Here is a 14,052-nt window from a genome sequence, read left to right as displayed (position 1 = left end):
TAACGACACTTATAATTACTTACTTTATGACGTTATTAGCGAGCTAACCTTTCACACCACCTGACGTTAAACCACCAACTAACCAACGCTGTGCCACTAGGAACACCGCAGTGATAGGTAATGCGGATAACACGGCAGCAGCTGCAAAGTCACCCCACAGGTAGTTTTGTGGATACAAGTACTGCTGCATACCAACCGCTAATGTATAGTTATTCACATCAGACAATAGTAACGAGGCCACTGGCACTTCGGTTACCGCCGCAATGAACGCGAGGATAAATACCACCGCCAGAATTGGCACAGACAATGGCAACAGCACCAAACGGAATGCTTGCCAAGGCGTCGCACCATCCAGTGCAGCCGCTTCTTCTAATGAACCGTCAATCGATTCGAAGTAGCCTTTAATTGTCCATACATGCAGTGCAATGCCACCCAGATACGCAAAGATCAGGCCGCCGTGGGTATTCAGTCCCAAGAACGGCACATACTGACCTAACTTATCGAACAAAGCATACAAAGCCACCAGCGCTAATACAGCAGGGAACATTTGGAAGATCATCATCGCTTTTAAGATAGTGTCTTTACCGCCGAAGCGTAAACGTGCAAACGCATAAGCCGATGTAGTTGATAGCGCTACAATCATCACCGACGATATCGCCGCGACTTTTACCGAGTTCCACAACCACAACAACACAGGGAATGGCGGTGGTGTAATACTGCCATCGGCATTCGTTACCGAGAAGCCTAACGCTAAACGCCAGTGATCTAATGTCGGTGATGTGGGGATAATACCACCCGTGGCAAAGTTACCTTCACGCAACGAAATTGCCACTACCATAACCAATGGGAATATAATCACTACCAGTAACGCACAGAGCGCCAAATGGGCAGCCCACACACGATATTTTAATGATTTCCCTTGTACCATAGCCATACTGTTATTCCTTCTATTCTGTTTGTTATTGTTGTCTGTTACTTCTCTGACAACTTGGTAAAACGTAAGTTAAAGAGTGCTAAACCACCCACTAACAAGAAGATAAGCGTCGTAATTGCACTGGCTAAACCAAAGTCTTGACCACCAGCACCTTCAAAGGCGATGCGATAGGTGTAGTTCACTAACAAGTCGGTATAACCTGCAGGCTCACTGGTACCAATCATGTTTGGTCCGCCTTGTGTTAACAGCTGAATCAATACAAAGTTATTAAAGTTAAACGAGAAGCTGGCAATCATTAACGGTAACAATGGTTTCATCATCATTGGGAAAGTAATGTTTTTGAAGTTCTGCAGCGGCCCAGCACCATCAAGCGCCGATGCTTCATATAAATCATCTGGGATGGATTTCAACATACCCATGCTTAAGATCATCATGTACGGGAAACCTAACCAAATATTCACCATCAATACCATGGCCTTGGCAGAGATAGGATCCGAGAACCAGCTTGGTGACAGCCCAAACATCGCCTCTAACACCATATTAATTTCACCAAAGCTTTGGTTAAATAAACCTTTAAAGATCAGGATAGAAATAAATGACGGTACCGCGTAAGGTAAAATTAACAGCATGCGGTAGACAGCACGGCCGCGTAACGCTTCCCACTGCACGATACTTGCCAATACCAGTCCGATGACCACAGTTGCGATAACTGACAAACCAGAGAAAATAATCGTCCAAAAGAAAATACTGATGAAAGGCTCTTTAATACCATCATCTTGCCAAATACGTTCAAAGTTAGCGGTGCCGATCACCACAGTAAAACCAGGCGCTAACGGATCGCCAATATAGTTACCTTCCGCATCGATAGTCTGATAAAAACCAGTATCCATATTGGGAATCAATACCGTATTATCTTTATTATTAACTAATGTCGTACCATCGCTTTCAACACGATAAAGCGGTTGTACTGCGGCAAATTTACGTAACCCGCTCATGCGAATTTCGTTACCGTTTGGTAATACCAAATCAACCGTATTTAACGTCGAACGGTTTTTGATAATGTCTTTTATTTTCGCTTTGCTACCGATAACTGCATCAGTGGCATTAAGCGTTAAGCGTAAGCTTTCTGGCTTGGTTAAATTAATTTCATCAGTCACTAATAATTGCGCACCGTCTTTCACTGCCAGACGATAACCATTTTCACTGCGATACAACTCGAATTTATAGCTGTCACCACTTTGATAGGTATTATCAAGCAGGACAGATTGAGCTCGTTCAAAAGACAGCTGATTAGTAGCACTGTAATTGGTAAAGGCGATACCAACCGTGTAGACCAGAGGGAAAATAATAAACAAGATCATGCCCGCGACACCAGGGTAAATATAACGGTGTGCATAAGTCTTTTTACTACCAAAAATATACAAGGCTAACGAAGTTAATATCAAGGTTAATACAGCAAATGACGTCTCACCACGTGAGTACATCAATATTGACGCATAACCATTCATTAACCCAATCAGGATCAGGGTGCACCATTTAATAAAATGCGGAGAAATAAATCGAGAATTGACTTGGTCGGGAGTCTGTTGAGAGTCTGGTGTATCATCACCCAGAATTTCAGCTACTTTAACAGTCTGCATGGAAGAACCTACCTAATAAACAGCAAGAGGAGAGATGACCCCTCCTCTTATCTCAGTACTTCCGATGATTAAAACAAAAGTACTAAACAGAGAGTATTAAAACAAAGAAGACTTAAACAAAAAGGGCTTAAAGCCTATTTAGTCATCTGCTTTTCTGCATCACTTAATGCCGCATCAATCGATTGACGACCATCGACAATGTTAATGATGGCATTTTTAGTTGCGCCCCAGAATGCATTCATCTGTGGGATGTTCGGCATTACTTCACCGTTCATTGCATTGTCCATTGTTGCCGCAATACGGCTATCTGTCGCTAACTGCTCTTGGTATGATGTCAATGCCACAGCACCTAATGGCTTGTCACTGTTCACTTTAGCCAGACCTTCATCAGTCAATAAGTAGTTTTCGATAAACTCAACGGCTAAATCTTTGTTTGGCGACGCCGTGCTGATACCCGCCGTTAATACACCCACAAACGGTTTAGAGTGACTACCATTAAACTTCGGTAATTGTGCAACACCATAGTTTATTTCCGATTTATCAACGTTACCCCATGCCCACGGGCCATTGATCGTCATCGCCACATTGCCTTTGATAAATTCAGACTCAGATACCGAGTAATCCATATCAGGAGAAATGACGTTATCCGTTAATAGTTTTTGTACTAACGCCATGCTACCTTTAACGCCCGCGTTATTCACACCAGCATCTTTAACATCATAACCCGTCGCATTGGTTTTAAACGCATAACCACCGTCAGCAGCCATCAGAGGCCAAGTGAAGTACGGTTCTTTTAAGTTCCACATGATCGCAGATTTACCCTGGGTTTTAAGCTGCTTATCTAATGCAGCGATATCTTCCCAATTCTTCGGTGGCGTTTTAACTAAATCTTTATTATAGATAAGTGATAACGATTCAACCGCGACTGGGTAACCGATATATTTACCATTGTATTTAACCGCATCCCACGTAAAGTCGATCATGCTATCTTTTAATTCTTTCGATGGTTTAACTTCAGCTAATAAACCGGCTTGCGCATAACCACCAAAACGATCATGTGCCCAAAATACGATATCAGGACCATCGCCTGTAGCCGCGACTTGTGGAAACTTGTCTTGTAAGCTATCTGGATGTGCGACAGTCACCTTGATGCCAGTATCAGCTTCAAACTGTTTACCAACTTCAGCAAGACCGTTGTAACCTTTGTCACCGTTAATCCAAATCGTTAACTGGCCTTCTTCAATAGCAGCAAAGGCAGAAAAAGAGTTCATTGCAGTTAGTAGTGCAACTGCCGTTAAGGTTTTTCTCATCACTTTATATCCTTATTAAATTAGCGTTCAAACTTACCAGACAAGCTGTCTGTGTTGGATGGTATAGTCATACAAAAAGTCATTACCAACATCATCCTTTACCCTACGCCTAGCACCCGCAAATCCAAAAGCGTGAACTTGAACAATATATTTTACTTAGTTGATTAATAAAGGCGATAAAAATGCGATGACTCGCACACTAATGCGCAATAAATTACCTATTTAGAGTGATAATAAAGCAACCATCAATAAAATGTGATCTATGCACTCCTCCTATCTACTCCCCCCTAAAAATCTTTCTCAAGGATGATGCAGTTAAGACCTGTATAAAACACACTATCAACATCGAAGAATGCTGTGTAAGATATTCTAATTAGTCATAAAAAGGACTCGCGAGATGGCAACTGTCACGTTAAACAATGTATGTAAAGCCTATGATGATGTACTGATTTCTAAAAACGTAGATCTAGAAATAAACGATGGTGAATTTGTCGTTTTCGTTGGTCCGTCAGGTTGCGGTAAGTCAACTCTGTTACGTTGTATTGCTGGGCTTGAAGATATCACCTCGGGTGATTTATTTATTGGTGGCAAACGCATGAACGATGTCGAACCCTCTAAACGTGGTGTCGGCATGGTATTTCAATCTTATGCGCTTTACCCACACTTAGATTTAACCGATAACATGTCGTTTGGCTTAAAATTAGCAAAAGCAGATAAACAGTTAATTAAAGATCGCGTGAAACATGCGGCAGATATTCTGCAATTAACGCCATTATTAGATCGTAAACCAAAATCATTATCTGGTGGACAACGTCAACGTGTGGCGATTGGTCGTACGTTAGTATCACAACCAGAAGTATTTTTGTTAGATGAACCATTATCAAATTTAGATGCTGCATTACGGGTAAAAATGCGTATTGAATTAGCCAAGCTGCACAAGCAATTAGGCTGCACCATGATCTACGTAACACATGATCAAGTTGAAGCGATGACTATGGCCGATAAGATCGTAGTACTCGACGGTGGTAATGTGGCGCAAGTCGGCGCCCCGCTCGATATTTATCATTATCCGAAAAATATTTTTGTCGCTGGTTTTATTGGCTCACCAAAAATGAATTTTATTAACGTCAATATTCAAGCGACTGAAGCTGACCGTGTCGAAGTACTGCTACCGAATTGCCAGAGTACCTGGATCCCTGTTGATGGTAAAACGGTTAACGCGGGTGATGAAATGACCCTAGGTATTCGCCCTGAGCATTTAGTCTCAGTTGAACAAGCTGATATCGTGATTGCCGGTGAAACTATTGTGGTTGAAAAATTGGGTAATGAAACCCAAGTTTATTTACACATTGAAGGCAGTGATGAAGATGTGATTTATCGTGTTGCTGATACGCTATCAATTGAAGCTGGCGAGAAATTAGATATTGGTATTCCTGCACATCGCTGCCACTTGTTCCATAAAGATGGTCAAGCCTGCCAGCGTTTGTATAAAGAAACAACCAGTTAATTATTTATAGGGTTTCAGACGCTTCAATCAACTTAGCCAATATGCAAGGTATTGGCTATTACCCCTTGTATTTAATTAAGTCATCTCGACATCTTAATTATTATCCTCACTATTTACTCTCTTATTTTCAGTGCCCTCGATGAACAAGAAATATAAGACGTAACGACCGCTGCCATATAGATTTAATTGTGCATAATTTTGGTCACTTTGACTTACCTCTACAATACTTCATTGTTACGCCCTAATACCTTATGACGATGAGTTTTATCACATCGACAATATAGAGGTGATTATAAATTCGATTACTACAATTAATGGCATGTCATCGATAAAAGGAAGTTTGCATGTTCTCATTTCAGTTACGCTTATTACTGCAAGGCGTTCCTATGCAACAAGTAACCATTGCCACTATGATAGATTATGGACCATTTAAAAAAACATGAACTTAGATAGATTTCACATCCAACCAAAGTAAGGGCCTAAATGAGCATTAAATTAAAGCTAATGGTCCCTGTCATTGTTGGTTTTTGTATTTTCACGAGTGTAATTCAATGGTATTGGGCGCCAAAATTATTTAATTATGCGCGTGCTGATTTTAGAGAACAAATGCAAAATGGAATCAAATCTATAGAAAACGATGTGATTAGATATTTAATCGCGAATGACTTTGCAACCTTGTTTTCATCATTAGATTATCAAAAACAATTACACCAACAAAACTGGGCACACCTAACATTATACGACGCTGATAGAAAACAAAAGTATCCACTTTTTTCATCAAATGAAGTCGCCCTGTCAGAACAACATGCCAACCATATTAAGATTGATTATCCATTGGTAAATGAAGATATTACTGTAGGATATCTTACACTACACATCGATTGGGCCGCCAAACACGAGTTTACCGAACGGCGTATTTTGGAACTTAAAATTTTTTTAATCCTAATGATGCTGCTCATTATATGCATTGAATTGTTTATGCAGAACCAATTAATCCAATTGCCAATATTAAAACTAAAACAAGCGACTAAGGAATTGGCCAACGGTAATTTTGACATTAGTTTACCGCCCGTTTCAAAGGATGAAATTGGTCAGCTAACCGAAAATTTTAATATCATGCGCAACAATATTTTAAATAGCCAAGAATCACTACTCATCAGCAAAAATGAAGCTATGCAATCTGCACTACAGGCAAGTAATGAGAAGACCCGTGCCAACATAATGGCGAAGAAAATCAGCGGTATGAATGAAGAACTGCTCGAGAATATTGTCACCACGAGCATACTTGCGAAAAAAGCCGAGGAATCGAACAGCGCCAAAAGTGAGTTTCTCGCTAATATGAGCCACGAGATCCGCACACCTATGAATGGTGTTATCGGAATGCTCGATTTACTGCTAGATACACAGCTCAAGGACGAACAGCGCCACTATGCACAAATAGCTCGCGCCAGCGGCGAATCATTACTGAGCCTCATTAACGATATTCTCGACTTTTCCAAGATTGAAGCGGGTCAGCTGGATTTAGAAATCATCGATTTTGATTTACACGCAATAATTCATAATTTATGTACTCTGCACTCTCAGCAAGTTCAAGCCGAAGGCTTAGAGTTTAACTGCGAGATAGCCTCCCAAGTGCCGATATACGCTCAAGGTGACCCTGAACGCTTAAGACAGGTATTAACGAATCTACTAGGCAATGCGATTAAGTTTACCTCGAAGGGCAAAGTTATTATTTTGGTCACCTTATTATCAGCAACAGAAAATGAAATGGAACTTCGATTTTCAATAAAAGATACTGGTATAGGTATACCTGAAGATCGACAAAAGCGACTGTTCGATAAATTCACCCAGGTAGATTCATCGACGACTCGCAAATATGGCGGTTCCGGTTTGGGCCTTTCTATATCAAAACAATTATCCGAATTGATGGGAGGGGAAATTGGAATTATCAGCGAAGAAGGTAAAGGGGCTGAATTCTGGTTTACTGCTCGCTTTGCCAAAGCACAAGCGCCATCACAAACACAATTAAACATGATAACAACAGCCGTTACCGAATATCCAATACCACCAACTACGCGTAAAAATGTTCGTATTTTACTTGCCGAAGATAGCCTTACTAACCAACTGGTTGCAACGGGGGTCCTGAAAAAATTAGGCTTTTTCGCAGATGTCGTCAATAACGGCCAAGAAGCTGTGCATGCGCTTGAAAGCAAAACTTACGACTTAGTGCTAATGGATTGCCAAATGCCGATAATGGATGGTTACGAGGCAGTCACACTGATTCGCAGTTTTCAGACAAAGATGAACCATAAAATTCCTATCATCGCCATGACAGCCAATGCGATGCAGGGCGACCGAGAGAAATGCCTTGCCGCTGGCATGGATGATTATATCACTAAACCTATTTCTCCAGAACGACTAAGTAAGGCGCTTAACACATGGTTACCTAGCGATAGCACTAGCCAGTCAATTTAGCCAAAAAAATACCTAACAGCTTTCACTGTTAGGCATCTTTATTATTCAGGGTTTTTGCTGCAAACAAAAATTATCCCCTTTAACTATCTTGCATTTTAAGTATAACGCATAGAAGCGATTTGTGAGAGGTTAGAACCAAGCTTCAACTTGCATACCGATAGAGTAGTCGCTATCGCCTTTACTTGATCCTAGAGTCGTTCCTTCATCATCAGTTATATATGATGCAAATACACGTAACTCAGGTCGAGCCCAGAAACTATCACCCATCGACCATGCTTGCGCGATAGTCGCTTTGCTACCACCTTTATCATCACGGCCATCATATGACTCAGAGAACACGCCCAATTCTAAGATGGTTTTCATATTTTGATTCCACTTGTACATAGGACGAACAACAGCACTCATCAAGCTATGATCCCCCTTAACTTTAACCGAACTGCCAGTAATACCATCGCCGTATGATGCATCCGTTGATGCTGCATACATTAGCTGATGACCAACTTCGATTTTATCGCCAAAGCTCATCACACCCCAGTTAATCACACGATAACCATTAGCATCATTTTGTTCTCCAGAACGGTCAAACCAAGCACCACTGCCTAAGTCAGCCATTTGTGCACCATAAGAGCTAGTACCATATTGCAATACGGTTTGGTTAAAGCCGTTACTTAAACCTTGTTGTAAAATAGCGGTTAACATAACACCATCGTCCGCGGTGATCGTTTGCTTTTCTTTTTCATTAGCAAAGTTATATACACCAGCCAGCTCTAATGTCGCATTGTTCCATAAGTTAAGACCTGAATAACGCACATCAAAAATATTACCGTTTACTTGAGTATCGTTAGCCCATGAAGGTGCACCAGCTTGTGGTATACCATTGGCAGTCTCTTGAGTACCTTCATCTAACATCCAAGCAGCAGATAGTTTACCAGGACCAACACTTAGATTTTCAATACCACCACCAGCACCCGCTGACGTATTTAGATAGTAGAAATCGGTAATGTGAATATCTTTACGTTGGTAATAACGCTTACCCGCCCACAGCGTCGCTTCTTTATCACTAGCAATCAAACCTGTCGCTTGCACATTAAATTGCGCAACATTGAAGTCGCCGTCTTCCCAACCATTATTACCTGAATTACCCTGCGCTATCATGGCATCAACAACCCACTTCTGATCTTCCATACCTTCTATTTTTGGTAATTCTTGGCGGAAACCAAACTCTGCGTAAAGATCATTCTCATTACCTAAACGGCCAATTTTATTTTTTTCAAAACTGATATTTTCACCATTATTACCACTAAGGCCAGTACCAGCTCGCATGTAACCGTTAAAATCAACAGCGCCAGCAGCAGAAGTAAGTAATGCTGCAGAAACAGCAATAGCAACACGATTTAAATTTTTCATATTTTCTAAATCCTTGAAAGAGTTTGGTTTCATTTTTTAAGGCGGTAATCACATTGCTACAGCCTTGAAGACAAATTCATACTAAGGATTTTTTAAATATCCGACCTCCTCCACCCCCACTTAATTTGAGGAGGATTAAAAAGGCTGAGAAAAACGTAAGTGCTTTTTTTTATGAGTCAGATCACTTAACTAGGGCGTATTTAAAGGATTGTTAAAGCTACAGCTAAAATAGAGTGTTATCTCGATCATGTTTATCGCGATTAAAGTCCATTTTAGCCACCTTAAACAGGAACAATGAGGCTAATTGACCAATGTGATCTAGCTAGCAAACTCCAGCATTAATGTATTAATAATGTCGTTGTCAGTGAACTTTCCTTACCTATAGCGACGCCTATGGCATTGCAATATCTACAAATTGATTTGCATTATGCATTGCAATTTGCGAGCAAACTCTAAAGCAAAAACATAACAGACTGTTTTTAAAGATAAAGATGATTGGCTTAAGATATGCATTACAAACAAGACACACATCAAAATGCGCTTCCAAGGACTGAGGAATGAAGATATGATTAAATTTTCCTACGTACGTTATATATTCGTCTCGTTATTATTCTATGTAGCAGCACCGAATTCACTCTACGCTGCGCCTTTTGATCTCTGCCCTACCGAGGCTTTTTTATCTCAATACAACAATAATGCGACTCATTATAAGTCTGTCGATTTATCAACAGGTGCAGTAAAAACAATACAAGTGGATGACAGCCTAGGTACTGATACAATTAATGCTATCGCCTTCAACGAAGCTGACCGTTTTATTTACGGTTTTAATAAGCAACAACTTGCGTTAGTCCAATTCGACCGTGATTTTAAAGGCACTGTATTACCTTTCACAAATCCCCCAGCCAATAATTTTTATGTCGGTGATATTAGTAATAATAAATATTATTTTTACCGTAAAAATACCGGACTTTTCTATACAACCTTAGATGCTAGCGATCCCGAATACCTGACGATCAAAAAAATCGATGGTGCAAACCAAAGTATGGGGATTGCCGACTTTGCCTTTCATCCCATCGATGGCAACATTTATGCCGTGGAAAGTGCCAGTGGTGATCTCTATCGTATAAACCCAACAGATGGTTCAGCTAGCGTTGTCGCAAACACAGGATTCACCGCGCCCGGCAGTGCGTTTGGTGCAGCTTATTTCGATATTTCAGGTAATTTTTATTTCGTCCGTAACAATGACGGTAATGTTTATCGTACCGATATTACTGATCCGAATAATATTTCGGGTGCTACTGTGTACTTTGCCAAAGCGGCACCGACCAACAGCAATGATGGCGCTCGCTGTGCAAGTGCCCCAGTGGTATCTTCTAATACCGATTACGGAGATGCTCCAGACTCTTACGGCACGACACTGGCGAATAATGGGGCGCGTCATTTAATTAACTACCACAATTACTTTTTAGGCTCGAGTGTTGATGCCGAATCCGATGCCAGAATTTATCCAAGCTCAGATGAAAGTGTCAGTATTAATGATGAAGACGGGGTGATATTTAAAACCAGTCTGATCCCGGGATTAGATGGTCAAGTCAATATTGTCATCGGTGGTGAAGCAATAAGTTACCTCAACGCGTGGTTTGATTGGAACCGTGATGGTGATTTCAATGATGCTAACGAACATGCCATCAGTGGATTACAACTATTACCCGGTAGTCATGATGTACTTTTCCGAGTACCGGATGATGCGAGTGCAGGCGCAAGTTGGTCACGCTTCCGCGTCGGTAATGTTGAAAATGCCAGTAATAATGGCGGGTATGTGTATGGCGAAGTCGAAGATTACCAAATCAATATCAGCGCAGCCAATACAACTTATTTACATTACCCAAGCCAAAATGATTTTGTCACTATTGCCTATGAAGATATGTGGCCAGAAGTCGGTGACTATGATTTTAATGATGTATTAATTTACTATCGCGTATCACAAGTCATCCAAAACAATAAAGTGGTCAGGATCGATGTATCTGGACAACTCGCCGCCTATGGAGCCGATTATTCCAATGGCTTTGCCATACAATTGCCCGGGATCGCACGTTCACAAGTAAATGAAGGACTTATTAAACTCCGTCATAATGGTCTTGAATTACAAAATGAGGCACCATTAGAGCAAGGCCAAAGTAATGCGGTGGTGATTATTACCAAAAATCTAAAGCATACTTTTCTAAAAAGTAACTGTGGCTTAAGTTTCTATCGTACAGAGCTGGGCTGCGAAAATAGCGATCTGTTCACATTCGATATTACCATTCCACTAGTGACACCGCTTGATCTATCTGCAATGCCAGACATGCCATTAGACCCTTTCATCTTTGGCAGTGAAAATCGCAGTCGTAATGACTTCTACGGCAGCACGATGCCTGGTCGCGCTTTTGAAGTGCATTTAGCTGATAAACCCATTACCGATCTTGGTAGCACCGAACTTTTTGGTCAACATGATGATACTTCACAAACCCCATCTCGAACTTATAGAGATGTACGTAATTTACCTTGGGCGATAGAAGTCGGTAGTCAATGGACTCCAGCGTATGAAGGCACAGATATTTCTATTGCTTATCCAGACTTTATTAACTTCATTCTCAGTGGTGGGCAACAAAATCTTGATTGGTTTAATCACCCCATTATAAATAAAACATATCAGTAGGTATCGCGATGAATTTTAAACAACAATTACTTATCTGTACTGTGATGACAATATCAATTACAGGTTGTGGCGGCAGTGATTCGCCATCAGGAAACGCGCCAGTGGCCGCTGCTCCAACTATCGATGGGCCTAAACAAGTATTGAGTGAGAATGAAGACAGCTTTATTCCAACAGCAAGTAATGACAATAGTTTATTCAATGTGAGTGCACCAAGTACGTTAAATTATCGAGCATCAACAACGATGCAATTACAGATAACCTCCAATAGTGCTCAGCCCTGTAACATTAATATTTATAAAGACTACGATACATTACCTGGTCCTACCTTTACTCCAGCCCCCAGTGGTAAAGTAATACAAATAAATTCTGATACTTGCAGTTATTCAGGGCAAATTTACATTTTAAAACAACAACAAAAATTACTTGCCGAAGTTGTATCATTACAAAATGCGACAACCACTTACAGTGAGGTTCTTCTCAACGGTAATACCATCACACTTAATCTTGATTAGCTCACTTCATCTGCACGAACTTAAAGCCCATCCTTGCATGGGCTTTATTCATTTATTGAACATGAACGAGTAAGGGTAATGACATTTTACTTTCCACAGCCAGCCACTAACGCATATAATAATCTTGATTCCTCCTTTAAAGGTCACTTAAATGCGTTTAACCATTTTCCATAAATTGTTTATTTCTCTGATGTTAATTAGCTTAATTATGATGGCTGGTATGGCATTGTTGATAAATAATAGCTTTCAAAACGGCTTACAAAGTTACTTAAACCAAAGTGAAATTGAAAAAATTGAAACCCTAGCTGAGCGGATAAGTGATTATTATTCACCTCAAAAAGACTGGAAAGAGATCCAGCGAGAGCCAAAGCTGTGGGCACAATTACTACAAAATATTGGCGAGCACCCGAGTCCGTCTAAAAATCACCCTGAACGGAAAGACTACAAGCCCAGCTTTAATCGCCTTGAAGCGCGTTTAAACTTACTCAATAAAAGCGGTAAATCGATTATCGGTAACCCGAAGAACTTACGCCGTTTACATAATAATATTCAGATCACCAAGATCCCGGTGATTAATAACAACAGAACCGTCGGTTGGTTATCGGTGATACAACGAGAAAGTATCAAAGGCCGGCTTGCCGAGCGCTTTCTACGTCAACAGTTAGACAACTTTTATTGGATTGCCGCTTGGGCCGCTTTGTTTTCATTTATTGTTGCTGCCTTATTAGTACGCCATTTTTTAAAACCATTGAAAAACCTAGATAGCGCGGCAAAATCATTATCAAACGGTAACTTTGATTATCAAATTGATGTTCGTGGCAAAGATGAATTGGCCGAATTATCACTCGCCTTTAATCTGCTCACCACCACACTCAAGACCCAAAAGCATTCTCGAGAACAGTGGTTATCAGATATATCTCACGAGCTACGTACACCAATTGCCGTTTTACTCAGTGAAATAGAGGCCATTGAAGACGGTATCCGCAAACCTGAGCCTAAATACATCAGATCATTGCACGATCAAGTCATGACCCTGACTCGGTTGGTGGATGACTTATATTCACTGTCTCTCTCTGATAGTGGCGTGCTTATCGATACGACTCACAAAGTCGATATCACTAATATCATCAGTAATATTGCCAACCAAAATGAGGTGCGTTTAGCAGATAAACACATTGCGATAGAGCGTTTATACGATCATAACCAGTGCACGCTATTACACGCAGATGCCAAATCAATCGCACAGTTAATTGGTAATTTGTTTGAAAACAGTTATCGCTATACTAACCCCAATGGGCAAATACATATTAACCTGCAGCAGACACCTGACACGATAGTATTAACGATTGAAGACAGTGCGCCTGCCGTACCCGATGGCGCCTTACCCAAACTATTTGACCGCTTATATCGCGTCGATAAATCTCGCAGCCGTGCTAATGGCGGTTCCGGTTTAGGCTTATCGATTTGTGAGAACATCGTCAAAATGCATCATGGCGATATCAGTGCTCAGCACTCTAAACTTGGCGGCTTAAAAATAACTATATCACTTCCGATTAAGGATAATTAATC

Annotated in this window: 9 protein-coding genes; 5 read left to right on the top strand and 4 right to left on the bottom strand. The window is 40.8% G+C overall.

Annotated features, from left to right (window positions below; genetic code table 11):
• Positions 1-43: 43 nt before the first annotated feature.
• From malG to malE, 3 genes are all read right to left on the bottom strand, one after another.
• Positions 44-934 carry a maltose ABC transporter permease MalG gene (gene malG / locus JFU56_RS14620; protein WP_198438025.1) on the bottom strand — a complete coding sequence of 297 codons (891 nt, stop codon included), beginning with the start codon at positions 932-934 and terminating at the stop codon, positions 44-46.
• A 38-nt stretch (positions 935-972) separates the two neighbouring features.
• Complete coding sequence (malF, locus tag JFU56_RS14615; protein ID WP_198438024.1) at positions 973-2,574, bottom strand: maltose ABC transporter permease MalF; 1,602 nt, start codon at positions 2,572-2,574, stop codon at positions 973-975.
• 134 nt (positions 2,575-2,708) lie between these two features.
• Positions 2,709-3,884: a maltose/maltodextrin ABC transporter substrate-binding protein MalE gene (malE, locus tag JFU56_RS14610; RefSeq protein ID WP_198438064.1), complete on the bottom strand. Its 1,176-nt coding sequence runs from the start codon at positions 3,882-3,884 to the stop codon at positions 2,709-2,711.
• A gap of 397 nt (positions 3,885-4,281) precedes the next feature.
• On the opposite strand from malE, the gene malK reads away from it, so the two are divergent.
• Entirely contained in the window at positions 4,282-5,391 is a 1,110-nt protein-coding gene (gene malK, locus JFU56_RS14605; protein ID WP_198438023.1) for a maltose/maltodextrin ABC transporter ATP-binding protein MalK, read from the top strand.
• A gap of 483 nt (positions 5,392-5,874) precedes the next feature.
• A complete protein-coding gene (locus tag JFU56_RS14600; protein WP_198438022.1) occupies positions 5,875-7,866 on the top strand; it encodes an ATP-binding protein in 1,992 nt (663 codons plus the stop codon).
• 129 nt (positions 7,867-7,995) lie between these two features.
• Here JFU56_RS14600 and lamB read toward each other — a convergent pair whose 3' ends face one another.
• A complete protein-coding gene (lamB, locus tag JFU56_RS14595; protein ID WP_198438021.1) occupies positions 7,996-9,273 on the bottom strand; it encodes a maltoporin LamB in 1,278 nt (425 codons plus the stop codon).
• Positions 9,274-9,838: 565 nt separating this feature from the next.
• Between lamB and JFU56_RS14590 the strand changes: the two genes are divergently transcribed.
• The 3 genes from JFU56_RS14590 (at position 9,839) to JFU56_RS14580 (ending at position 14,050) form a co-directional block, all read left to right on the top strand.
• Complete coding sequence (locus JFU56_RS14590) at positions 9,839-11,971, top strand: LruC domain-containing protein (protein ID WP_198438020.1); 2,133 nt, start codon at positions 9,839-9,841, stop codon at positions 11,969-11,971.
• A gap of 8 nt (positions 11,972-11,979) precedes the next feature.
• Positions 11,980-12,483: a hypothetical protein gene (locus tag JFU56_RS14585; protein WP_198438019.1), complete on the top strand. Its 504-nt coding sequence runs from the start codon at positions 11,980-11,982 to the stop codon at positions 12,481-12,483.
• A gap of 151 nt (positions 12,484-12,634) precedes the next feature.
• The gene (locus JFU56_RS14580) at positions 12,635-14,050 is read left to right on the top strand and encodes an ATP-binding protein (protein WP_198438018.1); all 1,416 of its coding nucleotides are present in this window, start codon (positions 12,635-12,637) and stop codon (positions 14,048-14,050) included.
• The last annotated feature ends 2 nt before the right edge of the window (positions 14,051-14,052 follow it).

Origin of the sequence: Moritella sp. F3 (assembly GCF_015082335.1) — a bacterium.
GTDB lineage: Bacteria > Pseudomonadota > Gammaproteobacteria > Enterobacterales > Moritellaceae > Moritella.
The sequence above is the reverse complement of the archived record's forward strand: the minus strand, read 5'-3'. Positions and strand labels throughout refer to the sequence as shown.

Bases quoted from the DNA above. Each gene is read 5' to 3' on its own strand.
- JFU56_RS14600 (WP_198438022.1), top strand. From the start codon at position 5,875: ATGAGCATTAAATTAAAGCTAATGGTCCCTGTCATTGTTGGTTTTTGT.
- JFU56_RS14580 (WP_198438018.1), top strand. From the start codon at position 12,635: ATGCGTTTAACCATTTTCCATAAATTGTTTATTTCTCTGATGTTAATT.
- lamB (WP_198438021.1), bottom strand. From the start codon at position 9,273: ATGAAAAATTTAAATCGTGTTGCTATTGCTGTTTCTGCAGCATTACTT.
- malF (WP_198438024.1), bottom strand. From the start codon at position 2,574: ATGCAGACTGTTAAAGTAGCTGAAATTCTGGGTGATGATACACCAGAC.
- JFU56_RS14590 (WP_198438020.1), top strand. From the start codon at position 9,839: ATGATTAAATTTTCCTACGTACGTTATATATTCGTCTCGTTATTATTC.
- malG (WP_198438025.1), bottom strand. From the start codon at position 934: ATGGCTATGGTACAAGGGAAATCATTAAAATATCGTGTGTGGGCTGCC.
- JFU56_RS14585 (WP_198438019.1), top strand. From the start codon at position 11,980: ATGAATTTTAAACAACAATTACTTATCTGTACTGTGATGACAATATCA.
- malK (WP_198438023.1), top strand. From the start codon at position 4,282: ATGGCAACTGTCACGTTAAACAATGTATGTAAAGCCTATGATGATGTA.
- malE (WP_198438064.1), bottom strand. From the start codon at position 3,884: ATGAGAAAAACCTTAACGGCAGTTGCACTACTAACTGCAATGAACTCT.